Here is a 23,541-nt window from a genome sequence, read left to right as displayed (position 1 = left end):
CTATGTGCCATCGAAGGCGCCGGGCATTGGCCTCCCCCGCATCGCGTGGCGCGCCACAGGCTTGGTGGAGCCTGGGCCCCGGCCTTCGCCGGGGTGCTGAACCCCATTCAAGCTGAACGAAAAAGTCGAAGCCCGCACCCGGCCGCTTATGGCAGAAGGAACGCCCCCTCGATCACCGTGACGCATCCGCCGCCCAGCACCACCCGGTCGCCTTCCATCCGGCAGCGCAGCCGCCCGCCGCGCGCGCTCGCCTGCTCCGCCACAAAGGCATCGCGGCCCAGCTTCTGCGTCCAATAGGGCGTGATCACCGCATGCGCTGCGCCCGTCACCGGGTCTTCATCGATGGCGAAGGCCGGTACGAAGACGCGGCTGACCACATCCGCCTCACCCGCCCCGCCGCGCGCGGTCAGGATCACGACGTAGCGGCCCGCCGCCGCAAGCGCCGCGAAGTCGGGCGTACAGGCTCGTACCCGCGCCGCATCGTCGACCACGACCACCGCATAGCCCGCCGGATGGCGCAGCGTCGCGACCACGCCCTCCACGCTCAGCGCCTCGACCACCCCCGGCAGCGCCGCAGGCACCGGCGTCCGCTCGGGCAGCGACAGGCTGTAGCCCAGCCCGTCGCGCGCCACCTCCAGCACCCCGGCATGGCGGGTCGCGAAGCGCACCCGCTCGCGCGTCGTATCGGAGGATAGCACGACATGCCCGCTCGCCAGCGTGGCGTGGCCGCACATCTCGACCTCGTCGCCCGGCGTGAACCAGCGCAGCTCGAAATCCGCCGCCGCGCCGTCGGCCGCCACCAGGAAGGCGGTTTCGGACAGGTTGTTCTCCTGCGCGATCGCCAGCAGCATGGCGTCGTCCAGCCACGCCGACAGCATCATCACCGCCGCCGGATTGCCGCCGAACGCCGCCTCGGCAAAGGCATCGACCTGGGTGAAGGGGATGCGCATCAATAGCCGATCCGCTTGCCGAACCAGTGCGGGGTCACGTCCGCCTCGACCAGCGGATTGTCGGTGTCGACATGGCCTTCGGGATCGAGATGGATCAGCACCTCGACCTTGGGGAAGGCCCGGCGCAGCGCGCGTTCCACCCCCTCGACAATGTCATGCGCGGCGGCGACGGTCAGGTCGCGCGCCACCTCCATATGGAATTGCGCGAAGTCATGGCTTCCGGAGCGGCGGGTGCGGAAGTCGTGAATGCCCTTCAGCCCCGGCTGGCGCGCGGCGACGTCCAGGAACGCGGCGCGCTGGTCGTCGGGCCATTCCTTGTCCATCAGCTGGTCGATCGCGGTCGAGGATGCCTGGAACGCGCCCCAGGCCAGCCACAGCGCGATGGCGATGCCGAAGATCGGGTCCGCGCCGTGCCAGCCGAAATACTGGTCGAGCACCATCGCGACGATCACCGATCCGTTGAGCAGCACGTCCGACTGGTAATGGACATTGTCCGCCAGGATCGCGACCGACCCGGTGCGACGGATGACGCTGCGCTGATAACCGAGCAGCACCACGGTCGCGGCGATCGCGATGACCGACACGCCGATGCCGAACTCGGCGTCGGAGGTGGGATTGTCCGCGCCCAGCGCCATCACCGCGCGCCACGCGATGCCCGCCGCCGAGGCGGTGATCAGCGCCACCTGGAACAGCGCCGCCAGCGCCTCCGCCTTGCCATGGCCGAAACGATGGTCATGGTCGGCCGGGGTCGCCGCCAGCCGGACGCCGTACAGCGTGACCAGGCTGGCCAGCAGGTCGAGCGCGGTGTCGGCCAGCGACCCCAGCATCGCGACCGACCCCGTCCGCCACGCGGCAAAGCCCTTCAGCGCCAGCAGGAACAGCGCCATCGCGACGCTGGCCAGTGCCGCCTTGGTCGCCAGCGGAATGACCTTCTTGCGTTCGTCCTGGGTCACGGGAACAGCAGCCCTTCGTCCCAGCCATTCTCGGGCGTGCGGGTGAAGACACGCCGTTCGTGCAGCCGGTGTTCGCGGTCGAGCCAGAATTCGATCCGCTCGGGGGACACGCGGTATCCGCCCCAATGCGGCGGGCGGGGCACCTCGCCGTCCTCGAACCGGGCGCGCATTTCTTCGAACCGCGCCTCGAACGTCGCGCGGTCGGCGAGCGGCCGCGACTGGTCGGAGGCCCAGGCGCCCAGCTGCGAGTCGCGGCCCCGGCTGGCGAAATAGGCATCCGATTCCGCATCGGAGACGCGGGCGACCATGCCCTCGATCCGGATCTGGCGGCGCAGCGACTTCCAGTGGAACAGCAGCGCGGCCCGGCTGCCCTCGCCCAGATCCTGCGCCTTGCGGCTCTCGCGATTGGTGTAGAACACGAATCCGCGGGCATCATGCCCCTTCAGCAGGACCATGCGGACCGAGGGCTGAAGGCGCGCATCGACCGTCGCCAGCGCCATCGCGTTGGAATCGTTGATTTCGCTCGCACGCGCTTCGGCAAACCACGCATCGAACAGGGCAAAGGGATCGTCAGCCATGCGCGCGTCCATACGCCTGTGGCCGACGAAAACCAATGTCGGGAACGGAAACGCAGGGTCCGTCATTGGTCCCGTTACGCAACGGAGAAATTCCCAATGCCCGCACGCGCTTACTGGCAGGGTCAGATCCGCCTCGCCCTCGTGTCGATCCCGGTCGAGCTGTATCCCGCGACCAAAAGCGGCGCGACCATCCAGTTCAAGCAGATCCACGAACCCAGCGGCAAGCCGATCCATTACGAAAAGGTCGTCAGCGACATCGGCCCGGTCGACACCGACGACATCGTGAAGGGCTATCAGGTCGCCAAGGGCGATTATGTCCTGCTCGACCAGGACGAGATCGACGCGGTCAAGCTGGAGTCGAAGAAGACGCTGGAGCTGACCCGCTTCGTCGATGCGGGCGAGATCAACGTCCTCTATTACGAACGCCCCTATTTCGTCGTCCCCGCCGACGATCTGGCCGAGGAAGCGTTCATCGTCCTGCGCGAGGCGTTGAAGCGGACGGGCAAGGTCGGGCTCGGCCAGCTGGCGCTGCGGGGTCGCGAATATATCGTGTCGCTTCGGCCGTGCGGGCGCGGGCTGATCCTGGAGACTTTGCGCTACGCGGACGAGGTGAACAAGGCGCAAGGGTTTTTCGGCGATATCGGCGATGCCAAGCCCGATGCCGAACTGCTCGAGCTGGCCGAAGCGCTGATCGAGAAGAAGTCGGGCCCCTTCGACCCCAAGCAGTTCCACGACCATTATGTCGAGGCGCTTCACCGCCTGATCGAACGCAAGCGCAAGGCCAAGGGCCGGAAGATCATCGAGGACGAGGATGACGCGCCCGCGCGCTCCGGCGGCCATGTCGCCGACCTGATGGCGGCGCTGAAGCAATCGATGGAGACCGGCGAGACGCGCAGCCGCCCGCGCAAGGCCCCGGCCAAGACGACGCGCAAGGCGCCCGCCAAGAAGCCCGCCCGCAAGGCCCCGGCGCGCAAACATGGCTGATCCGCTCGCCCGCTATAACGCCAAGCGCGACTTCACCCGCACCGCCGAGCCTGCGGGGACGCTGGAACCCGGCAGCGGCAACAGCTTCATCGTGCAGAAGCATGACGCGACGCGGCTCCACTGGGACTTCCGGCTGGAGGTGGACGGCGTGCTCAAGAGCTGGGCGGTGACGCGCGGGCCGAGCCTGGACCCGGACGAGAAACGGCTGGCGGTCAGGACCGAGGACCATCCGCTATCCTATGCGACGTTCGAGGGCACGATCCCTTCGGGCGAATATGGCGGCGGCACGGTGATGCTGTGGGATCGCGGCACCTGGTCGCCGGTCGCGGGCAAGAGCGCCGCCGATCTGGAGGACGGGCATCTCCACTTCATCCTCGATGGCGAGCGGATGAAGGGCGAATGGCTGCTGGTCCGCATGAAGCCGCGCGGCCGGGAGAAGCGCGAGAACTGGCTGCTCCGCAAAGTGGCCGATGCGCAGGCCGGGGGCACCGACACGCTGACCGATCAGGCGCTGACCAGCGTGTCGACCGGGCGGACCATGGCGCAGATCGCCGAGGGGAAACCGGCCAAGGCAAAGCCCGCCGGAAAGGCGAAGCCCACCCCGCGCCGGACGAAGGCGAAAAAAGCCGCGCCGCCGGCGTTCCAGCCCCCGGCGCTGTGCACGCTGGTCGACCGGGTGCCCGCAGGCCAGGGCTGGCTGCACGAGATCAAATATGACGGCTATCGCGCGCTGATCGCGGTCGGCGGCGGGAAGGCGCAGGTGTTCACCCGCAACGGGCTGGACTGGAGCGACAAGTTTCCCGGCATCGTCGCGGCGGCGGCCGACCTGCCCGTCACCTCGGCGCTGATCGATGGCGAGATCGTCGCGTTCAAGGACGGACGGCCCGACTTCTCGACGCTGAAGGACGCGATCGGCAGCGACAAACCGATGAGCCTGTTCGCCTTCGACCTGCTCTCGCTCGACGGCGAGGATCTGGCCGAGCTGCCGCTGGTCCAGCGCAAGGAGCGGCTGCGCGCGATCGTGCCCGACGGCGACGAGACGATCCGGTTCGCCGAACATGTCACGGGCTCCGGCGAGGCGCTGTTCGACAGGCTGTGTGCCGAGGGGCTGGAGGGCGTCGTCTCCAAACGCGCCGACAGCCGCTATCCCGGCGGCCGGAGCCGCGACTGGCTGAAGGCCAAATGCCTGAGGCGGCAGGAATTCGTCATTATCGGTTGGCTCCCCTCGGACAAGGCGCGGCGCGGGTTCAAGTCGCTGCTGCTGGGCGTGAACCGCGACGGCAAGCTGACCTATGTCGGCAAGGTCGGCACCGGCTTCACGGCGGCGCGGATGGACGAACTCCGCCGCCTGCTCGACGCCCGCGCCCGCCGGACCGCGACCGTCGAGGCGCCGCGCGCCATGGTGCGGGGGGCCAAGTGGGTCCGCCCCGATCTGGTCGCCGAGATCGCCTTTACCGAGACGACGCCCGATGGCCTGCTCCGCCATCCCAGCTTCATCGGGCTGCGCGAGGACAAGCCCGCCGATCAGGTGGTCGAGGAACGCCCCGCCCCCACCCCCGCTTCCTCGTCGGGCGAAAGCGCGGTCACGATCACCCATCCCGACCGGGTGATCTTTCCCGACAGCGACCTGACCAAGGGCGATCTGGCCGATTATGTCGCGACCGTCGCGCCGCTGATGCTTCCCTGGGTCGCGCGGCGGCCGGTCAGCCTGGTCCGCTGTCCGCAAGGCCGCGCGCGGGCCTGTTTCTTCCAGAAGCATGACGCGGGCAGTTTCGGGCCGCAGGTCCTTTCGGTGCCGATCCGCGAGAAGGACGGCGGCACCGAACCCTATCTCTATGTCGAGGATGCGGAGGGCCTGCGCGCCTGTATCCAGATGGGGTCGATTGAATTCCATGGCTGGGGCGCGGGCATCGCCGCGCTGGAACAGCCCGACCGGATGATCTTCGACCTCGATCCCGATCCCAGCGTGTCGTTCGACGAGGTGAAGCGCGCCGCCGTGCATATCCACGACCAGCTGGCCGAACTGGGGCTGACGAGCTTCGCGATGCTGTCGGGGGGCAAGGGCGTGCATGTCGTCGTGCCGCTGACGCCCGATGCCGACTGGCCTGCCGTATCGGACTTTGCCGAGCGTTTCGCCAAGGCGCTGGCGCAGAGCGATCCGGGACGCTTCGTCGCGGTCATGACCAAGGCCAAGCGCAAGGGCCGCATCTTCATCGACTGGCTGCGCAACCAGCGCGGCGCGACGGCGGTCATGCCCTATTCGGCGCGGGCACGGGCCGGGGCGCCGGTGGCCGCCCCGGTGGCGTGGCGCGAGCTGGACGCGATCGACCGGGCGGCGCGCTGGACCATCCGCGATGCCGCCGAACTGGTCGCGCGCGCCGACGGCGCCGCCCTCCGCGGCTGGGGGGTCGCGGATCAAATCCTGCCCGATCTCTAATCGCCTGTTGCAACCTTGGGCGGATACGGCGATTTTCCCCGCCCGATGGACCCATCCGAGGACAGCCCCGCGCAGGCCGCCGCCTGGATCGCCACCTATCGCAGCATCGCGACGCCCTCGGACGTGCTGGCGGGATCGACCGACCCGGCCTGGCCCGCGATGCTCGAGGAACTGGCCGCCGTCGCCAGCAACCTGGCCCATGCGCGCGAGCGGGTGCAGCGCCACGCCGCCGATATCGGCACGGGGTTCCGCATCATCGGCGAGACCGACGAGCGCCCCTGGCCCGTCTCGCCCGTGCCCCTGTTGATCGACACCGCCGAATGGGCGGGGATCGAGGCGGGCGTGGTCCAGCGTGCCGAACTGCTGGAGACGATCCTCGCCGATCTCTACGGCCCCGGCGATCTGGTGGCCGAGGGGCATATCCCCGCGGCGCTCGCGACCGGCAGCCCCTATTTCCTGCGGCCCATGGTCGGGGTGACGCCGCCGGGCGGGCATCATCTCAGCTTCGTCGCCTTCGACTTGGCGCGCGGGCCGGACGGCGAATGGCGGGTGCTGGCCGATCACCTGCGCAACCCGGCTGGCGCGGGCTATGCGCTGGAAAACCGGCTAGCGGTCAGCCGGACGCTCGGCGGGCTCCAGAACCGGCTGAACGTCCAACGTCATGCCCCCTTCTTCGCCGCCTTCCGCGCGGGGCTGGCGGCGCAATGCCGTCGCGCCGATCCGCGCATCGGCCTGCTGACCCCCGGCCGTTTCAACCCCAGCTATCCCGAACAGGCGCATCTGGCGCGCTATCTGGGGCTGTTGCTGGTCGAGGGCGCCGACCTGGCCGCGATCGAGGGGCAGGTCTATGTCCGCACGGTCGGGGGGCTCAAGCGGATCGACGCGCTGTGGCGGCGGCTCGATCCCCGGCTGCTCGACCCGCTGGCGTTCGACAGCCATTCGCAGATCGGCGTGCCCGGCCTGATCGACGCCTATGCCGAAGGACAGGTGGTGCTGGCCAACGCGCCGGGCGCGGGCGTGCTGGAAAGCCCGGCCTTCTCCGCCTTCCTGCCCGCATTGTCGCAAAAGCTGGCGGGCGCGCCGCTCAAACTGCCCAATATCGCGACCTGGTGGTGCGGCGGTCCAGCACAGGCCGGGCATGTCGCCGCGCATCTCGACCGGCTGCTGATCGCCCCCGCCTTCGGCCCCCGGCCGCTCGGCCTGCCGGAGGGCGCGCGGCCGGGCGCGACCCTGTCGGCCGGGGAGCGCGCGACATTGCTCGCCGACATGGCCCGCCGCCCGCAGGATTATGTCGGGCAGGAGATGGTGCGGCTGTCGACCATGCCCGTCGTCATCGGCGACCGGCTGGAGCCCCGCCCCTTCACCCTGCGGGTCTTCGCCGCGCGCGATGCCGAGGGGCGCTGGATCGTCCTGCCCGGCGGCTTCGGCCGGATCGGCGACCATCCGGAAGCCACCGCCGCGATGATCGGCGAAGGGCTGTGGTCCGCCGATGTCTGCGTCCATGGGCCGGACCCGGTGGCGCCGATGTCGCTGCTCGCCGCGCCCGATTCGCTGCATGTCCGGCGCAATCCGGGGACCTTGCCCAGCCGGGTCGCCGACAATTTCTACTGGCTGGGCCGGTATCTGGAGCGTGGCGAGGCGCTGCTCGCCGCGATCCGGGTGATGCTGGGCAATTCGATCGACGTCGATGGCGGCGCGGCGCTCGACCCGCGCACCGTCGGACGGCTGGTCGGGCTGATCACCGGCGGCGGCGCCGCGCCGCATCCCGACAGCCTGCACCGCGCCGCCCTCACCCAGTTCGCCCGCACCGCGATGGAGGACGAGGCCTGGCACTCGGTCGCGCGGATCAACCGGCTGGCGCGCGGGATCAGCGAGGGGTCGCGCGATCGCCTGTCCGCCGACATGGTTCGGTTGCTGGAGGCGCCCTTCCCCAGCCATGCCGGAATGCTCGACCGGGCGGGGTCGCTCCAGCGCCGCTATGCCGCCATCGCCGGGCTGTCGGCCGAGCATATGGTCCGCACCACCGCCTGGCGTTTCCACGATCTCGGCCGCCGGGTGGAGCGGGCGATGGCAGTGGCGCGCGCGACGCGGCTGTTCGGCATGGCGGGGGCTTCGGCGGACGACCTGTCGACGCTGCTCGACCTCGCCAACAGCCAGATCAGCTATCGCCAGCGTTATCCGACCGGACTGGCGCGTGTCGCGGTGGTCGATCTGGTCGCGCTCGACCCCAACAACCCGCGCGCGCTCGCCTATCAGACCGCGCGCATCGCCGACTGCCTGTCGCGGCTGCCGGTCCTGTCCGACGACGACATGGCCGAGCCGCAACAGGCGCTGGCCGTCGCCATCCGCGCCGCCGTCGAGACCCAGGATGCGCGCACCCTGGACGCCGATACGCTGGGCGATGTCGAGCGGCGGCTGGGCCTGCTCTCCGAGGCGATCGCGCGCCGCTATTTCCTGCAGGGAGCCGAGCCTTTGCGGGCGGGCGGATTGACACTGGCATGATCTACGACATCCGCCACATCACGCGCTTCGATTACGGCGCGCAGGTCAAATATGCGCGCTGCAACCTGCGGCTGAAGCCGATCGACTGGCCGGGCCAGACGCTGGAGGCCTATGACCTGATCGTCGAGCCGGTCGGCCGCACCCGCACCGCACGCGCCGAGGCGGGGTTGGCGCATGTCACCCGGCTGGTCGTCGACCGGCCGGTGCGCAGCCTGACGATCGAAAGCCGCGCGCATATGGTGGTCGACCGGCCGGTGCCGATGCCCTCGCCCGGCGACCCGACGCTGGCCGAGGTGTCCGCGCTCGCCCGGTCGAGCCGCGACCTGTCGGCGGCGGGCCCGGCCAATTACATCTTTCCCTCGGCGCTGATCCCGCTCGATCCCGCCATCGCCGAATGGTGCGCCCCCGACCTGTCGCCGGAGCGTGGCGCGCTGGAGGCCGGGTTCGCGCTGGCGGGGCGCATCCAGCGCGAATTCGCCTTCGACCCCGCCGCCACCCTGGTCGACACGCCCCCGGCCGAGGCGTTTCGCCAGCGGCGCGGCGTGTGCCAGGATTTCGCGCAGATCATGATCACCGGCCTGCGCGCTGCGGGGATTCCGGCGGCCTATGCCTCGGGCTATATCCGCACTTTGCCGCCGCCGGGCCAGCCCCGGCTGGTGGGGGCGGATGCGACCCATGCCTGGGTGCTGATCTGGTGCGGGCCCGAACGCGGCTGGGTCGGGGTCGATCCGACCAACGGCATCTGGATGGCGGGCGACCATATCATCGTCGCGGTCGGCCGCGACTATGCCGAGATCGCGCCAGTCGATGGCGTGGTGCTGGGCTCGGGCGCGCAGAAGATGGACGTCAGCGTCGACGTCGCGCCGGTCGGGGAGATGGTGGCGGGGTAGCCGGCCTCCGCCTCGCCACCGTTCGAACGGAGCAAAGGGCGCAGACCGGCGTCAGACCGAATCCCTTGGCCTTCGACTTCGCTCAGGCTGAACGGGGGTTGGGGTTTTAGCCCTCTTCCGTCACCGCATTGGGATTGTCCTTGTCGGGGTCGGGATGGCCGCCCGTGCCGTGATAGGCCGCGCCGCTCTGGCCGCCGTGGAAATCGCCCTCGCGCTCGGGCACGCCTTCGTAACCGCCGCCCTGGCTTTCGCCGCCATGCTTGCCGGGCGCGTCGGATACGCCGTCGGGGGCGCCTTTCTTGGCGTCGCCCATCTTGCCGTCTTTGCCGGTCGCCTGCATCGGCTGGGTCATGATCCGTCTCCTTCGATGCTGCAACGCATGGGAGACGGATTGCGCTCCGGTGCGGACTTCCCCACATAGATCGGTAATACACTGGCAACGGGGACAAGAGTGGCCGATCCATATCAGACGCTGGGCGTAAGCCGCACGGCCAGCGAAGCCGATATCAAGAAAGCCTATCGCAAGCTGGCGAAGGAACTGCATCCCGACCGCAACAAGGACAATCCCAAGGCGGCGGAAAAGTTCAGCCAGGTGACCAACGCCTATGACCTGCTGAACGACAAGGACAAGCGCGCCCGGTTCGACCGGGGCGAGATCGACGGCGACGGCAACCCCGCCGCGCCCTTTGGCTTCGGTGGCGGCGGCGCGGGGCCGCGCCCCGGCGCGGGCGGCTTTCGCCAGCAGTTCGACTTTGGCGGCGAGGGTGCGGACATGTCCGACATCTTCGAGGGGATGTTCGGCGGCGCGCGGCGCGGCGGGTTCAGCGGCGGCTTTGGCGGTTTCGGCGGCGGCGGCCGTCGCGAGGCGCCCAAGGGCAACACGATCACCTATGCGCTCAAGGTGCCCTTCATCGACGCCGCGACGCTCAGCCCGCAGCGGGTGACGCTGGGCGACGGCAAGACGATCGACCTGAAGCTGCCCGCCGGGGTGGAGACGGGCACGCAGATGCGTCTGGCGGGCAAGGGCGAGCCGGGTCCGGGCGGCGCGGGCGATGCGATCGTCGCGATCGAGGTCAGTCCGCACGCCTTCTTCATCCGCGACGGCGACGATGTCCGGCTCGACCTGCCCATCTCGCTGGGCGAGGCGGTGCTGGGTGGCAAGGTGAAGGTTCCCACCGTCGAGCGCCCCGTGATGCTGACCGTGCCGCCGGGCACCAGTTCGGGGAAAACGTTGCGATTGAAGGGAAAAGGTTTCCACCGCAAGGATGGCGGACGCGGCGATCAGCTCATCACGCTGATCGTCGACATACCGGCCCATGATGCAGCCTTGCAACGCTTCGCGGCCGAATGGAGCGACGACAGGAACCCGAGGGCCGCGCTGGGCGTCTGATCGTTCCATGAACGACCCGAATGGCCTGACCCCCGAAGACCGCGCGCATCACAGGGGCAAGGCCCGAACCGGGCTGGACCGGCAACTCGCCAAGGTCCGGCCGGGTTCGTACGCGTTCGAGATCCTGAAGCGGACCTCGATCGGCGTCTTCAACGACGGGTTCATCCATGCGGGCAACCTGGCCTATCTGGCGTTGATGACGGTGTTCCCGTTCTTCATCACCACGGCCGCCCTCCTGTCGCTGTTCGGGCAGAGCAACGAGACGCAGCATGCGGTCGAGAGCTTCCTGCACGTCCTGCCCCCCGATGTCAGCGACCTGTTGCGCAAGCCGATCCGCGACGTGCTGGCGGCGCGGACGGGATCGCTGCTCTGGCTGGGCGGGCTGGTCGGGCTGTGGACGGTCGGCGGGTTCATCGAGACGATCCGCGACATCTTCCACCGGGCCTACGGCGTGAAGGCGACGGCGGCCTTCTGGCGATCGCGGCTGTCCTCGACTTTGGTCATCATCGCCTCGGTCGTCATCGCGCTGCTGTCCTTCCTGGCGGCCGGTATCCTGACCGCCGCCGAGCAGTTCATCTATCGCCTCGTCCCCTTCGCGCAGAATGTCGCAGGCTGGGTCGGGCTGTCGCGGCTGATCCCCGGCGCGGTGATGTTCGGCGCGCTCTACATGCTCTTCTATTCGGTCACCCCGTCCAAATATCGCGAGAGCAACTGCCGCAAATGGCCCGGCGCGCTGTTCACCGCCGTCTGGTGGGTCAGCATGACCGCGCTGCTGCCCTGGGCGCTGTCGCAACTGGGCGGGTACGACCTGACCTATGGCAGCCTGGCGGGCGTCGTCGTGATGCTGCTGTTCTTCTATCTGATCGGCCTGGGGCTGGTTTTCGGCGCTCATTTGAACGCGGCACTGGCGGAACCGCCCGAACCGGCGCTAGAGAGGGCGATTGAAGACAGCGAACCGGCAGGAGCGGTAACGGCGTGAACGGATTGATGGCAGGCAAGCGGGGGCTCATCATGGGCCTGGCCAATGACAAGTCGCTGGCCTGGGGCATCGCCAAGCAGCTTTCGGAGGCGGGCGCGGAGCTCGCCTTTTCGTATCAGGGTGCGGCGATGGAAAAGCGGGTCCGCCCGCTGGCGGAACAGCTGGGCGTGGCGCGCCTGTTCGACTGCGACGTCTCCGAGATGGAGTCGCTCGACAAATTGTTCGAGGACCTGAAGGCGGAATGGCCGACGATCGACTTCGTCGTCCATGCCATCGGCTTTTCCGACAAGTCGCAGCTGCGCGGGCGCTATTACGACACCACGCTCGACAATTTCCTGATGACCATGAACATCTCGGCCTATTCGCTGGTCGCGGTCGCCCAGCGCGCGCGCACGATGATGCCCGAGGGCGGCTCGATCCTGACGCTGACCTATTATGGCGCGGAAAAGGTCATCCCGCATTACAACGTCATGGGCGTGGCCAAGGCGGCGCTGGAGACGAGCGTGAAGTATCTCGCGGTCGACCTGGGCCCGGAGAATATCCGCATCAACGCGATCTCGGCGGGTCCCATCCAGACGCTGGCCGCGCGCGGCATCGGCGACTTCAACTATATCCTCAAGTGGAACGAGCTGAACTCGCCTCTGCGTCGCACCGTGACGATCGAGGATGTGGGCGGTGCTGGCCTGTACATGCTGTCCGACCTGTCGTCGGGCGTGACCGGCGAGATCCACCATGTCGATGCCGGGTATAATGTCATCGGCATGAAGGCCGAGGACGCGCCGGACATCGCGCTGGCGTAATCAACGCTTCCTCCCCTGCAAGGGGAGGGGGACCAGCGAAGCTGGTGGAGGGGTGTCGCGCTCTGCGAGCGAAGCCCTTTCCTCTCCACCGGCTACACCCCTCCGTCAGGGCTGCGCCCTGCCACCTCCCCTTCCAGGGGAGGAATAGCGGCGAACATTATCTATCGCGCCTTGTGGCCCGGCGACGCTAAAGACGAACCCATGTCCGAACAGCCCAACGCTGCCATCACCATCCGCCCTGCGCAGGGGCAGGACGTCGCCGCGCTCGACGCGCTGCTGGTTGCCAGCTTCCCCGCCCCCGCCGAAGCCGCACTGGTCCGCGACCTGTGCGTCGAGGGCGACATGGTGCTGATGCTGGTCGCGATCGACGAGGCGACGGACGCGCTGGTCGGCGCGATCGCCTTCAGCCGCATGAGCGTCGAGATCGGCGGCAAGCCGATCAATGCGGTCGCCCTCGCCCCGATCGCCGTCGCGCGCGACTGGCGGCAACAGGGCGTCGGCGAGGCGCTGGTCGCTGCGGGGATCGAGCGGCTGGAGCAGGAGGGCGTCGTCCTGTGCTTCGCGCTGGGCGATCCCGCCTTTTACGGACGGTTCGGCTTTGCGGCGGACGTGGCGCGCGGTTTCGACAGCCCCTATGCGGGCGATTATTTCCTGGCGGTGCCGCTGCAAGGCGGACTGATCCCCTGCGGCGTGCGGGGCGCCGCCGCCCATGCCCCCGCCTTCGCCCGGCTTGGAGACGCAGCGTGAGTTTCAACAGTTTCGGCCGCCTGTTCCGCTTCACCACCTGGGGCGAGAGCCATGGGCCTGCGCTGGGCGCGGTGGTCGACGGGTGCCCGCCGGGGATCGCGCTGTCCGAAGAGGACATCCAGCCCTGGCTCGATAAGCGCCGTCCGGGCACCAGCCGCTTCACCACCCAGCGGCGCGAGCCCGATCAGGTCCGCATCCTGTCGGGCGTGTTCGAGGGCAAGACCACCGGCACCCCGATCAGCCTGATGATCGAGAATGTCGACCAGCGGTCGAAGGACTATTCCAACGTCGCGCTCGCCTATCGCCCCGGCCATGCCGATTATGCCTATGACGCGAAATACGGCTTTCGCGACTATCGCGGCGGCGGGCGCTCCTCGGCGCGCGAGACGGCGGCGAGGGTCGCGGCGGGCGCGGTCGCGCGGGCGGTGATCCCGCAGGTCCGCATCCGCGCCTGGGTCGAGTCGATCGGCGGCGACCGGATCGACTATGATGGCTTTGACGATGCGCAGATCGACGCCAACCCCTTTTTCTGCCCCGATGCGGCGGCGGCGGAACGCTGGGAAGCGATCGTGGACGGCGCGCGCAAGTCGGGCTCCTCGGTCGGCGCGGTCGTCGCGTGCGAGGCGACCGGCGTGCCTGCGGGCTGGGGCGCGCCGCTCTATGCCAAGCTGGACAGCGAACTCGCCTCGGCCTGCATGAGCATCAATGCGGTCAAGGGTTTCGAGATCGGCGACGGGTTCGCCGCCGCCGCGCTGACCGGCGAGCAAAATGCCGACCCGATGCGCAGCGGCAATGGCGGCCCGCGCTTCCTGGCCAATCACGCGGGCGGCATCGCGGGCGGGATCGCCACCGGCCAGCCGGTGACGATGCGCGTCGCGTTCAAGCCGACCAGCTCGATCCTGACCCCCGTCGACACCATCACCCGCACCGGCGAGGAAACGCAGATCGCGACCAAGGGCCGTCATGATCCCTGTGTGGGCATTCGCGGCGTTCCGGTTGTGGAGTCGATGGTCGCGCTGGTTTTAGCCGATCAGGCGTTGCTTCATCGCGGTCAGTGTGGTTAAATAGAGGAACGGACGTTCTCCTGCCTCGTTAACCATTACGAGAATAAAGCAGGAGAGAATCAATGCGTTACATGCATATGATCGCAGCCGGTGCCCTTTTGATCCCCGCCGCCGGCATGGCGCAGGTCACGGGCGGCACGACGGGCACGATGTCGGGCCAGACGACCATGCCGGGCCAGGCGCCCGGACAGACCATGGGCCAGCCCGGCGACACGATGAGCACGACGCCGAGCACCACCACCCGCTCGACCACGCGCAGCAAGAGCCGCAGCCGCACGACCACGCCTGACAGCACGGTCAACACCCCCTCGACCATGCCCGACACCACGGGTTCGTCGACGACCACGGGCAGTGGCACGCTGGGCAGCGACCCGACCACCAGCGGCTCGGCAGGCAGCGGTACGACGGGCGGCACCACCACCCCGCCGGGCAGCAGCGGCGGCATGTAACCCCTTCGGGTTCGTCACTACGGAAAAGACCCGGTCGCGCGAGCGGCCGGGTCTTTTGTTTGGGTTCGGGGCGTGGCCTTCGACTTCGCTCAGGCGGAACGGAGCGGAGGACAAGACCTTCCACAACATCCGTTCAGCCTGAGCGAAGTCGAAGGCCAAGGGACTCCGCCCCAAAAAAGGCCCCGACTCTCGCCGGGGCCTTCCAGATCAATCCGCAAACGGATCGCGCACCAGGATCGTGTCCTCCCGCTCCGGGCTGGTCGAAACCAGCGCCACCGGGCAGCGGATCAGTTCCTCGATCCGCCGGATATATTTGATCGCCTGGGCAGGCAGATCGGCCCAGCTGCGCGCGCCCGCGGTCGATTCCTGCCAGCCTTCCATCGTCTCGTAGACGGGAACGACCTTGGCCTGATCCGCCGCATGGGTCGGGTAGTAATCGAGCGTCTGATCGCCCAGCTTGTAGCCGACGCAGATCTTCACCTCGTCGAACCCGTCGAGCACGTCGATCTTGGTCAGCGCGATGCCGGTGATGCCGCCGACCGCCGCCGACTGGCGCACCAGCACCGAGTCGAACCAGCCGCAACGCCGCTTGCGGCCCGTGACGGTGCCGAACTCATGCCCACGCTCGCCCAGCCGCTGGCCGGTCTCGTCCTCCAGCTCGGTCGGGAACGGGCCCGATCCGACGCGGGTGGTATAGGCCTTGGCGATGCCCAGCACGAAACCGACGCCCGACGGCCCCAGGCCCGAACCGCCCGCCGCCGCACCCGCGATGGTGTTGGACGAGGTGACGAAGGGATAGGTGCCGTGATCGATGTCGAGCAGCACGCCCTGCGCGCCCTCGAACAGGATGCGCTTGCCGCCCGCCCGCGCCTCGTTGAGGTCGCGCCACACCGGCTTGGCAAAGGGCAGGACGAAATCGGCGATCTCGCGTAGATCGGCCAGCAGCCGCTCGCGATCGATCGGCGGCTCGCCGAACCCGGCGCGCAGCGCATCGTGATGCGCGCACAGCCGGTCGAGCTGCGGCCCCAGGTCATCCAGATGCGCCAGATCGCAGACGCGGATCGCCCGGCGGCCGACCTTGTCCTCATAGGCCGGGCCGATGCCGCGCCGCGTGGTGCCGATCTTGCCCGCGCCGCTCGCATCCTCGCGCAGACCGTCGAGGTCGCGGTGGATGGGGAGGATCAGCGGGCAGTTGTCGGCGATGCGCAGCGTCTCCGGCGTGGCCTTCACGCCCTGCTCGCCCAGCCGCTCAATCTCGGCCTTCAGCGCCCAGGGGTCGAGGACGACGCCGTTGCCGATGACGCTGGGGGTGCCGCGCACGATGCCCGAGGGAAGCAGCGACAGCTTGTAGACATTCTCGCCGACGACCAGCGTGTGACCGGCATTATGCCCGCCCTGGAAGCGGACGACCATGTCGGCGCGCTCGGCCAGCCAGTCGACGATCTTGCCCTTGCCTTCGTCGCCCCATTGCGCGCCGATGACTGCTACATTTGCCATGGATGCTATGCTCCGCCTGCCGGACGGACCCCATGCGCCCTTCGACAGGACTCGGCGCGAGGGGGGTTTCCAATGATGTGCGGGGCGCGCCTAGCGGGACGCGGCCCCCGATGTCAACCGGCGATGGCGCGTGGGATAGCACCGTCGAGGATATGAGTGCAAAGCTGCGCCTGCGGGGTATCCCCCTCCTCCAGCGCCTGCACCGTCACCCAGCCCTGCGCACGCAGCGAAGCCCCCGTTGCAGGCGCGGTGCCGAAGGGAAGGAACAGCCGCCGCCGCTCGGTCGGCGGGGCGGTGGCGACGATGGCGTCGGCATAGAGCGAGAAGCCGGTCGCCTTCTCCTCGGCGCCATCCTCGTGGAAGATGGTATAGGTGCCGCCGCGTCCCACCTCGCGCGGGGGGCCCGCGACGAACAGCGAGAAGCCCAGCCAGCTCTGGAATTCAAAGCCGTGCCGCTCGGTCGGGTCGAGCGTCATCGACACCCCCTCGCCCAATGCGGCGGCGATCGCCTCCAGCGCGTCGAGACGGCTGGCCAGCACGCCTTGGGTGTCGAAGGCGCGCAACCGCTCCATCGCGGTGGTGAACGGCCCAGCCGCCTCGACAAGGGGCAGATAGTCGGGAGCGATCGCCGCGACACCGCCCGCATCCTTGGCATCCAGCCGATCACGCAACGCCGCGACCTGATCGCTCGCGACCGGGAGCGGCCCGGCGGCGAGCAGGTCGACCAGATCGGGCAGCGTGAAGTCGATCGAAATCCCGGTCGTGCCCGCCGCGACCAGCGCCTCGACGGCGACGCGCACCACTTCGGTGGCAGCGGCCGTCGAGTCGAGCCCGATCAACTCCGCCCCGATCTGCCGCCACTCGCGCGCGGGCGCCAGTTCGGAGCCGCGCAGGCGCACGACGGTGCCCGCATAGGACAGCCGCACCGGGCGCGGGTGATGGCCCATGCGGGTCGCCGCGATCCGCGCCACCTGCGCGGTCAGGTCGGGCCGGATGGCGAGCGTGCGCTGCGACACCGGATCGACGAAGCGAACCGCATCATGCAGCCCCCCCGCCTTCAACCGCGAGCCCAGCGCCTCGGCAAACTCGATCGACGGCGGATCGGCGCGCTCATAGCCATGCAGCCGCGCCGCCTCCAGCACCCGCGCCTCGACCGATGCGGCGGCATCGGCATAGGGCGGAAGACGGTCGTGATAGCCTTCGGGAAGGAGCGCGGTCATCGGGTAAACCTGTTCATCAGCGTGTGCGCCACGCCGTCGGGGTTGGTCATGACTTCCGCATTGGGAAACCGGATCACCTGGTATCCCGCTTGCGCCAGCCATGCCGTACGACGGGCATCGCGTGATTGGTCGCTATGCGTATCGCCGTCAACCTCGATGACCAGCTTGTGGGACCGCGCGGCGAAGTCGGCGATATAAGGGCCGACCGGGACTTGGCGCGAGAATTTGATGCCGTGGAAGCGACGGTCGCGGAGAATGAGCCAAAGGCGCTTTTCGGGCTCGGTCATTGCGCGACGCATTGCGCGGGCACGGTCGCGGAGCACCGGATCGGTCTGCATTATGATAGCTCCCCGTTTTGGGGAACGTATCACTCCCTCTCCCCACTGGGGAGAGGGCCGGGGTGAGGGGCTGGGGCCAGGCGAGACGCCAACGCCCAGCCCCCGCCCCTCACCCAACCCTCTCCCCGAGGGGGAGAGGGCTTTTAGGCTTCAGAACACCAGGCCCATCGCGGTCTTCACGCCCGGCAGCGCCTTGACCTTGGCGAGCAGGTCCGTGTCCACCGCCTCGTCGACCGAGAGCAGCAGCACCGCCTCGCCACCCGCCGAGCGGCGGCCGAGGTGGAAGGTGCCGATATTGACGCCCGCCTCGCCCAGCGTGGTACCGAGACGCCCAATGAAACCGGGGGCGTCCTCGTTGACGACGTACAGCATCGGCCCGGCCAGATCGGCCTCGACCTTGATGCCGAACAGCTCGACCAGGCGCGGGGCCTGATCGCCGAACAGCGTGCCCGCGACCGAGCGCTCACCGTCCGCCGTCTTGACCGACACCCGCAGCAGCGTGTGGTAATCGCCCTCGCGCTCGGTCCGCACTTCACGCACCTCGACACCGCGGTCGCGGGCGAGCAGCGGCGCGTTGACCATGTTGACCGTGTCGGTCTGGTTGCGCAGGAACCCGGCCAGCACCGCGCTGACCATCGGCTTGGCGTTGAGGTCGGCCGCCGCACCCTCGGTATGGACCGAGATGCGCGCGATCGCGCCCGTCGTCAGCTGGCCGACCAGCGCGCCCAGCTTTTCGGCGAGCGCCATGTACGGCTTCAGCTTGGGGGCTTCCTCGGCCGACAGGCTAGGCATGTTGAGCGCGTTGGTGACGCCGCCCGACACCAGGAAATCGGCCATCTGCTCGGCGACCTGGATCGCGACATTGACCTGCGCCTCGGTGGTCGACGCGCCGAGATGCGGCGTCGAGATGAAGTTCGGCGTGCCGAAGAGCGGGCTCTCCTTGGCGGGCTCCACCTTGAACACGTCGAGCGCCGCGCCCGCGATATGACCCGAATCGAGCCCGGCCTTCAGCGCCTCCTCATCGACCAGGCCGCCACGCGCGCAGTTGATGATCCGCACGCCCTTCTTGGTCTTGGCGAGATTCTCGGCCGACAGGATGTTGCGGGTCTGGTCGGTCAGCGGCGTGTGCAGCGTGATAAAGTCGGCACGGGCGAGCAGCTCGTCCAGCGTCACCTTCTCGACGCCCATTTCCAGCGCGCGCTCGGGCGTCAGGAACGGGTCGAAGGCGACGACCTTCATCCGCAGGCCCAGCGCGCGGTCGGCGACGATCGAGCCGATATTGCCCGCGCCGATCAGGCCCAGCGTCTTGGACGTGAGTTCGACGCCCATGAAGCGGTTCTTCTCCCACTTGCCGGCCTGGGTCGAGGCATCGGCCTCGGGCAGCTGGCGGGCGAGCGCGAACATCAGCGCGATGGCGTGTTCGGCGGTGGTGATCGAGTTGCCGAACGGCGTGTTCATCACCACGACGCCCTTGGCGCTGGCGGCGGGGATGTCGACATTGTCGACGCCGATTCCGGCGCGGCCGACGACCTTCAAATTGGTCGCGTGCTCGAGGATCTCCTTGGTGACCTTGGTCGAGCTGCGGATCGCCAGGCCGTCATACTGGCCGATGATCGCCTTCAGCTCTTCCGGAGTCTTGCCGGTGATCTCGTCCACCTCGACCCCGCGCTCGCGGAAGATCTGGGCGGCCTTGGGGTCCATTTTGTCGCTGATGAGAACTTTGGGCATGGGGATTGCTCCGGGAATAGGGGAATAGCTCCCTCTCCCCGCTGGGGAGAGGGTCGGGGTGAGGGGTTGGGGCTGGGCGATCCATTTGCGGATCAGCCTAGTGCCGCCCCTCACCCAACCCTCTCCCCAGCGGGGAGAGGGCTAAGAAGGGTCAGGCCTTGGCGGTCGCGTAGGCCCAGTCGAGCCAGGGGCCGAGCGCCTCGATATCGGCGGTCTCGACCGTGGCGCCGCACCAGATGCGCAGGCCCGCGGGCGCGTCGCGGTAACCCGCCACGTCATAGGCGGCCCCTTCGGCCTCCAGCAGCGCGGCCATCTTCTTGATGACCGCCTCGTCCGCGCCCTCGACCGTCAGGCAGACGCTGGTGGTCGAGCGGATCGCCGGATCGGCGGCGAGATGGCCGAGCCAGTCGCGCTCTTCCACGATCTTGTTCAGCGCCGCCGCATTGGCGTCCGAACGCTTGACCAGCGCCTCAGCACCGCCCAGCGCCTTGCCCCATTCGAGCGCGAAGATCGCGTCCTCGACGGCGAGCATGGACGGCGTGTTGATCGTCTCGCCCTTGAACACGCCCTCGGCCAGCTTGCCCTTCGACACGAGGCGGAACACCTTGGGCAGCGGCCAAGCGGGGGTGTAGGTTTCGAGCCGCTCGACCGCGCGCGGGCCCAGGATCAGGACGCCGTGCGCGCCCTCGCCGCCCAGCACCTTCTGCCACGAGAAGGTCGCGACATCGATCTTGTCCCAGGGCAGGTCATAGGCGAACACCGCGCTGGTGGCGTCGGCGAAGGACAGGCCCTCGCGGTCGTCGGCGATCCAGTCGCCATTGGGCACGCGCACGCCCGAAGTGGTGCCGTTCCAGGTGAAGAGCACATCGTTCGACCAGTCGACCGCGTTCAGATCGGCGATCTGGCCGTAATCGGCGCGCAGGACGGTGGGTTCGAGCTTCAGCTGCTTGACCGCGTCGGTCACCCAGCCCTCGCCGAAGCTTTCCCAAGCCAGCGTCGTCACGGGACGCGCCCCCAGCATCGTCCACATCGCCATCTCGAACGCGCCGGTGTCGGAGCCGGGGACGATGCCGATACGGTGGGTGTCGGGGAGCTTGAGCAGCTCGCGCATCAGGTCGATGCAATATTGCAGCCGCTGCTTGCCCAGCTTCGAGCGATGCGAACGGCCGAGGCTGTCCGTCGCGAGCTTGGCCGCTTCCCAACCGGGAGGCTTGGCGCAGGGACCGCTGGAGAAATAGGGGCGCGCCGGTTTGGTGGCGGGCTTCGCGGACGCAAGAGTGGCGTCGGCGACAGTCGTATCAGTCATTTAAGACTCTCCTCACAGAGAGCACGCGCGGCGTTGGGACCGCGTGGCCCGTCGACGGCCCTAGCGATGTCGATCGAAGATGACAACCACAATCGCAACGGCGCAATTTTGCGTCGATCGGGGCCCTCGCCGAGAATGTTGAAACGGTTGCAGCGACAGAGGTCGTCAGGCGCCCGACGCCACCGCGACCGCGCTACACGGCCAGCCCGGCGATGGGCCGGAGCATGTCGCAACCCCGGCTCTGCACGCCGGATCGGGGCTGACAAAAGCGCAGCGGCAGCGGACAAGGGGATACATGGTTCGCGTTCCCCTTTCCCTCGCCCTCCCGATTCTCGGGGCCGTTCTGCTTTCGGGATGCGGCCGCCCCGACCGCCCCACCCAACCGGCCTCGCGGCCCGAGCCCTATCGCCCGCCGGTGCGCGAAACCGCGCAGTGCGAGGCCGATCTGCGGCGCGAGGGCGTGGCCTATCGCCGCCTGCCCGACAAGGAACTGGGGCCGGGTTGCGGCCTGTACGGCGCGGTGCAGCTGACCGATATCGGCGTGCCCGTGACTGGCGTCACCGCGATGCGGTGCGGCAATGCCCGCGCCTTTGCCGGATGGGTGCGCAATGCCGTGGCCCCCGCCGCCTGGCAGATATTGGGATCGCAACTGGTCAAGGTCGAGGGGATGGGCAGCTATGCCTGTCGCAACATCGTCGGCACCACGCGGATGGGGGATCGCCGATCGGGCCATGCGCTGGCCAATGCGGTCGATGTCGGCGGCTTCGTGCTGAAGGACGGGCGGCGGATCACCCTGTTGAACGACTGGTATTCCAGCGATCCGCGAATCCGCCAGTTCTGGACGACGATTCGCGCGTCCGCCTGTCGGCGCTTCGGCACGGTGCTCAGCCCCGACTATAACGCCGCGCACCGCAATCACCTGCATCTGGAAGACGATAACGCCCGTTTTTGCCGGTAGCATCGGCCCCGGCGATCCCCTACATCATCCGAAATGACCGATAAGACCCAAGTACCGAACCGCGTCTTCCCCAATGCCAGCCAGGACGCCGAAAGCGCCAAGACGATCGTCTCGACGCCGCAGACCGAAAGCCCGGCCTATACGCTGGCCTTTCAGGACATGGACTTCCTGCTGCGCGAAGACCTTCGCCCCGTCCGTTTCCAGCTGGAATTGCTGAAGGCGCAGCTGCTGCTCGAAGAGGCCAAGATCGCCTCGACCTTCGTCTTCTACGGCTCGGCGCGCATCCCCGAGCCCGCCAAGGCGCAGGCGATGCTCGAGCTGGCGCATGACGACAAATCGCGCAAGATCGCCGAGAATCTCGTCGCCAAGAGCAAATATTACGACATCGCGCGCGAGCTGGCGCAGATCACCAGCCGCCTGCCGCGCGACGATCGCGGCATGCGGCAGTTCGTCGTCTGCTCGGGCGGCGGTCCGTCGATCATGGAGGCGGCCAATCGCGGCGCGCATGACGTCGGTGCCGAGTCGGTGGGTCTGAACATCGTCCTGCCGCACGAGCAGGCGCCCAACCCTTACGTCACGCCGTCGCTGAGCCTGCAGTTCCACTATTTCGCGCTGCGCAAGATGCACTTCCTGCTCCATGCGCGCGCGCTGGCGGCCTTTCCGGGTGGGTTCGGCACGTTCGACGAGCTGTTCGAGCTGCTGACGCTGATCCAGACCGGCAAGATCCAGCCCATTCCCGTGCTGCTGTTCGGCCGGGCCTTCTGGGAGCGCGTCGTCAATTTCGAGGCGCTGGTCGAGGAGGGCGTGGTGTCCGAGCGCGACCTTGGCATCTTCACCTATGTCGAGACCGCCGAGGAAGCCTGGGACGTGGTGCGCAACTTCTATGAGGAGCGCGCCCGCAAGGAAGCCGAGCGGGGCTGAACCCCGGCAACCCGACAAAAGCGGTTCCCAAAGCCCGTCTTCGCCAGAAGGCGGGCTTTGTCGTTGGCGACGCGAATCGATTGTCTTCGCCCACGGCGTCGCGCATGATCGCGGCACCTCTTGGGATGATCGTCGATGCTTGCGCTGGCCTTTTTCGCTTTCGTCGCTGCGGATCATTGCCGGGTCGAGAATGCCCGCTACGTGCTGCGCCATCAGCCGAGCGTGACCGCCGCGTTCCGTCCGGTCGATAGCGGCCCGGAATGGCCCGCCGGGGTCGCCATGGCCATTCGCTTCGGCGATAGCGGGCGGCGCCTCTGGTGGCTGCCCTGGAACGGCGGCACCGATGGCCGCCAGCATCTGGCCTCCACGACCGACGTGACCCGGCCCGGCTGGCACCCGCCCTCTCCCGATGGCGGGCCCCGGCCGCTGGGCGACATGGCCTATGTCGGAACGACCGCCGCCTATGATGTCATCGAATCGGTGCCACGGCGCGGCGGACCGGCACCCGCGCACATCCTGCTTACCGATCTGCGCGATGCGGCGTGGCATGGCGATACGGGCCAGCGCGATCGGGCGGCCACGCAATTCTTCGATCTGGTCGAATGTGCGCCCGCCACCCGCTCGGGCAGCCGCTGAGCCCATTCGGGCCGTCCTCACCCGCCGATCATCAGCCCCCGCTCATGACCGAGCCGGGCGGCGGAAAACGCCGCCCGCGCGTCAGCGAGTCGTCGGAATCATCCGGGCGATCGCGCAGCCAAACACGACCGAACCCACTATCCAGCTCACACCGATTTCAATGGCCAGTGCCATGACACCCCTCCCCGTCTCTCTATGACGATCCATGTATCGG

22 protein-coding genes are annotated in these 23,541 nt (G+C 68.5%); 13 read left to right on the top strand and 9 right to left on the bottom strand.

The window, feature by feature from the left end; translation table 11 throughout:
- Positions 1-146 precede the first annotated feature (146 nt).
- The 3 genes from QE385_RS14215 to pdxH are packed head-to-tail and all read right to left on the bottom strand — an operon-like array spanning position 147 to position 2,481.
- Positions 147-950 (bottom strand): PhzF family phenazine biosynthesis protein, encoded by an 804-nt coding sequence (locus QE385_RS14215; protein WP_307102911.1) that lies wholly within the window; start codon positions 948-950, stop codon positions 147-149.
- Positions 950-1,903, bottom strand: coding sequence for a cation diffusion facilitator family transporter (locus QE385_RS14210; RefSeq protein ID WP_307102910.1), 954 nt, complete (start codon positions 1,901-1,903; stop codon positions 950-952). The genes QE385_RS14215 and QE385_RS14210 overlap by 1 nt, the downstream gene beginning before the upstream one ends.
- Complete coding sequence (gene pdxH, locus QE385_RS14205) at positions 1,900-2,481, bottom strand: pyridoxamine 5'-phosphate oxidase (protein ID WP_307102908.1); 582 nt, start codon at positions 2,479-2,481, stop codon at positions 1,900-1,902. The genes QE385_RS14210 and pdxH overlap by 4 nt, the downstream gene beginning before the upstream one ends.
- A 96-nt stretch (positions 2,482-2,577) precedes the next feature.
- On the opposite strand from pdxH, the gene QE385_RS14200 reads away from it, so the two are divergent.
- From QE385_RS14200 to QE385_RS14185, 4 genes are read left to right on the top strand one after another with little or no spacing between them, the layout of a single operon-like run.
- Positions 2,578-3,465 (top strand): Ku protein, encoded by an 888-nt coding sequence (locus QE385_RS14200; protein WP_307102906.1) that lies wholly within the window; start codon positions 2,578-2,580, stop codon positions 3,463-3,465.
- A complete protein-coding gene (gene ligD / locus QE385_RS14195) occupies positions 3,458-5,902 on the top strand; it encodes a DNA ligase D (RefSeq protein WP_307102904.1) in 2,445 nt (814 codons plus the stop codon). Before QE385_RS14200 ends, ligD begins: the two co-directional genes overlap by 8 nt.
- Positions 5,903-5,947: 45 nt before the next feature.
- Positions 5,948-8,404 (top strand): circularly permuted type 2 ATP-grasp protein, encoded by a 2,457-nt coding sequence (locus QE385_RS14190; protein ID WP_307102903.1) that lies wholly within the window; start codon positions 5,948-5,950, stop codon positions 8,402-8,404.
- Complete coding sequence (locus tag QE385_RS14185; RefSeq protein WP_307102901.1) at positions 8,401-9,294, top strand: transglutaminase family protein; 894 nt, start codon at positions 8,401-8,403, stop codon at positions 9,292-9,294. Before QE385_RS14190 ends, QE385_RS14185 begins: the two co-directional genes overlap by 4 nt.
- A gap of 106 nt (positions 9,295-9,400) precedes the next feature.
- Here the strand turns inward: QE385_RS14185 and QE385_RS14180 are convergent, their stop codons facing one another.
- Positions 9,401-9,646, bottom strand: a complete 246-nt coding sequence (locus tag QE385_RS14180) for a hypothetical protein (protein ID WP_307102899.1) — start codon at positions 9,644-9,646, stop codon at positions 9,401-9,403.
- Between the two features lie 99 nt (positions 9,647-9,745).
- On the opposite strand from QE385_RS14180, the gene QE385_RS14175 reads away from it, so the two are divergent.
- The 6 genes from QE385_RS14175 to QE385_RS14150 all read left to right on the top strand — a co-directional run bounded on the left by QE385_RS14175 (position 9,746) and on the right by QE385_RS14150 (position 14,723).
- Complete coding sequence (locus tag QE385_RS14175) at positions 9,746-10,684, top strand: J domain-containing protein (protein ID WP_307102897.1); 939 nt, start codon at positions 9,746-9,748, stop codon at positions 10,682-10,684.
- Positions 10,685-10,691: 7 nt separating this feature from the next.
- On the top strand, positions 10,692-11,663 hold the full coding sequence (locus QE385_RS14170; RefSeq protein WP_307102896.1) for a YihY/virulence factor BrkB family protein: 972 nt from the start codon (positions 10,692-10,694) through the stop codon (positions 11,661-11,663).
- Between the two features lie 8 nt (positions 11,664-11,671).
- Positions 11,672-12,463, top strand: coding sequence for an enoyl-ACP reductase FabI (gene fabI / locus QE385_RS14165; protein ID WP_261269366.1), 792 nt, complete (start codon positions 11,672-11,674; stop codon positions 12,461-12,463).
- Between the two features lie 201 nt (positions 12,464-12,664).
- Entirely contained in the window at positions 12,665-13,210 is a 546-nt protein-coding gene (locus tag QE385_RS14160) for a GNAT family N-acetyltransferase (protein WP_307102894.1), read from the top strand.
- Complete coding sequence (aroC, locus tag QE385_RS14155; protein ID WP_307102892.1) at positions 13,207-14,274, top strand: chorismate synthase; 1,068 nt, start codon at positions 13,207-13,209, stop codon at positions 14,272-14,274. Before QE385_RS14160 ends, aroC begins: the two co-directional genes overlap by 4 nt.
- Before the next feature lie 62 nt (positions 14,275-14,336).
- Positions 14,337-14,723 carry a hypothetical protein gene (locus tag QE385_RS14150; RefSeq protein WP_307102889.1) on the top strand — a complete coding sequence of 129 codons (387 nt, stop codon included), beginning with the start codon at positions 14,337-14,339 and terminating at the stop codon, positions 14,721-14,723.
- 207 nt (positions 14,724-14,930) lie between these two features.
- Here the strand turns inward: QE385_RS14150 and QE385_RS14145 are convergent, their stop codons facing one another.
- From QE385_RS14145 to QE385_RS14125, 5 genes are all read right to left on the bottom strand, one after another.
- The gene (locus QE385_RS14145) at positions 14,931-16,220 is read right to left on the bottom strand and encodes an adenylosuccinate synthase (RefSeq protein ID WP_307102887.1); all 1,290 of its coding nucleotides are present in this window, start codon (positions 16,218-16,220) and stop codon (positions 14,931-14,933) included.
- A 113-nt stretch (positions 16,221-16,333) separates the two neighbouring features.
- Positions 16,334-17,440, bottom strand: coding sequence for an ATP phosphoribosyltransferase regulatory subunit (locus tag QE385_RS14140; protein WP_307102885.1), 1,107 nt, complete (start codon positions 17,438-17,440; stop codon positions 16,334-16,336).
- On the bottom strand, positions 17,437-17,778 hold the full coding sequence (locus QE385_RS14135; protein WP_307102883.1) for an endonuclease domain-containing protein: 342 nt from the start codon (positions 17,776-17,778) through the stop codon (positions 17,437-17,439). The genes QE385_RS14140 and QE385_RS14135 overlap by 4 nt, the downstream gene beginning before the upstream one ends.
- Positions 17,779-17,928: 150 nt before the next feature.
- Complete coding sequence (gene serA / locus QE385_RS14130) at positions 17,929-19,506, bottom strand: phosphoglycerate dehydrogenase (protein WP_307102882.1); 1,578 nt, start codon at positions 19,504-19,506, stop codon at positions 17,929-17,931.
- A 151-nt stretch (positions 19,507-19,657) separates the two neighbouring features.
- Complete coding sequence (locus tag QE385_RS14125; protein WP_307102880.1) at positions 19,658-20,812, bottom strand: phosphoserine transaminase; 1,155 nt, start codon at positions 20,810-20,812, stop codon at positions 19,658-19,660.
- A 295-nt stretch (positions 20,813-21,107) separates the two neighbouring features.
- On the opposite strand from QE385_RS14125, the gene QE385_RS14120 reads away from it, so the two are divergent.
- The 3 genes from QE385_RS14120 to QE385_RS14110 all read left to right on the top strand — a co-directional run bounded on the left by QE385_RS14120 (position 21,108) and on the right by QE385_RS14110 (position 23,327).
- Positions 21,108-21,770 carry an extensin family protein gene (locus QE385_RS14120; protein WP_307102877.1) on the top strand — a complete coding sequence of 221 codons (663 nt, stop codon included), beginning with the start codon at positions 21,108-21,110 and terminating at the stop codon, positions 21,768-21,770.
- Between the two features lie 33 nt (positions 21,771-21,803).
- Positions 21,804-22,691 (top strand): TIGR00730 family Rossman fold protein, encoded by an 888-nt coding sequence (locus QE385_RS14115; protein ID WP_307102875.1) that lies wholly within the window; start codon positions 21,804-21,806, stop codon positions 22,689-22,691.
- Positions 22,692-22,826: 135 nt separating this feature from the next.
- On the top strand, positions 22,827-23,327 hold the full coding sequence (locus tag QE385_RS14110) for a hypothetical protein (protein ID WP_307102874.1): 501 nt from the start codon (positions 22,827-22,829) through the stop codon (positions 23,325-23,327).
- Positions 23,328-23,541: the final 214 nt, after the last annotated feature.

It is taken from the genome of Sphingomonas sp. SORGH_AS_0950 (assembly GCF_030818415.1).
GTDB lineage: Bacteria > Pseudomonadota > Alphaproteobacteria > Sphingomonadales > Sphingomonadaceae > Sphingomonas.
Note: the sequence above shows the minus strand (reverse complement) of the source record. Positions and strands in the feature narration are given on the sequence as shown.

Coding starts and splice junctions, on each gene's coding strand:
- QE385_RS14125 (WP_307102880.1), bottom strand. CDS start 20,812: ATGACTGATACGACTGTCGCCGACGCCACTCTTGCGTCCGCGAAGCCC.
- QE385_RS14145 (WP_307102887.1), bottom strand. CDS start 16,220: ATGGCAAATGTAGCAGTCATCGGCGCGCAATGGGGCGACGAAGGCAAG.
- pdxH (WP_307102908.1), bottom strand. CDS start 2,481: ATGGCTGACGATCCCTTTGCCCTGTTCGATGCGTGGTTTGCCGAAGCG.
- QE385_RS14200 (WP_307102906.1), top strand. CDS start 2,578: ATGCCCGCACGCGCTTACTGGCAGGGTCAGATCCGCCTCGCCCTCGTG.
- QE385_RS14185 (WP_307102901.1), top strand. CDS start 8,401: ATGATCTACGACATCCGCCACATCACGCGCTTCGATTACGGCGCGCAG.
- serA (WP_307102882.1), bottom strand. CDS start 19,506: ATGCCCAAAGTTCTCATCAGCGACAAAATGGACCCCAAGGCCGCCCAG.
- QE385_RS14140 (WP_307102885.1), bottom strand. CDS start 17,440: ATGACCGCGCTCCTTCCCGAAGGCTATCACGACCGTCTTCCGCCCTAT.
- QE385_RS14135 (WP_307102883.1), bottom strand. CDS start 17,778: ATGCAGACCGATCCGGTGCTCCGCGACCGTGCCCGCGCAATGCGTCGC.
- fabI (WP_261269366.1), top strand. CDS start 11,672: ATGGCAGGCAAGCGGGGGCTCATCATGGGCCTGGCCAATGACAAGTCG.
- QE385_RS14215 (WP_307102911.1), bottom strand. CDS start 950: ATGCGCATCCCCTTCACCCAGGTCGATGCCTTTGCCGAGGCGGCGTTC.
- QE385_RS14180 (WP_307102899.1), bottom strand. CDS start 9,646: ATGACCCAGCCGATGCAGGCGACCGGCAAAGACGGCAAGATGGGCGAC.
- QE385_RS14115 (WP_307102875.1), top strand. CDS start 21,804: ATGACCGATAAGACCCAAGTACCGAACCGCGTCTTCCCCAATGCCAGC.
- QE385_RS14160 (WP_307102894.1), top strand. CDS start 12,665: ATGTCCGAACAGCCCAACGCTGCCATCACCATCCGCCCTGCGCAGGGG.
- QE385_RS14110 (WP_307102874.1), top strand. CDS start 22,827: ATGCTTGCGCTGGCCTTTTTCGCTTTCGTCGCTGCGGATCATTGCCGG.
- QE385_RS14190 (WP_307102903.1), top strand. CDS start 5,948: ATGGACCCATCCGAGGACAGCCCCGCGCAGGCCGCCGCCTGGATCGCC.
- ligD (WP_307102904.1), top strand. CDS start 3,458: ATGGCTGATCCGCTCGCCCGCTATAACGCCAAGCGCGACTTCACCCGC.
- QE385_RS14150 (WP_307102889.1), top strand. CDS start 14,337: ATGCGTTACATGCATATGATCGCAGCCGGTGCCCTTTTGATCCCCGCC.
- QE385_RS14120 (WP_307102877.1), top strand. CDS start 21,108: ATGGTTCGCGTTCCCCTTTCCCTCGCCCTCCCGATTCTCGGGGCCGTT.
- QE385_RS14170 (WP_307102896.1), top strand. CDS start 10,692: ATGAACGACCCGAATGGCCTGACCCCCGAAGACCGCGCGCATCACAGG.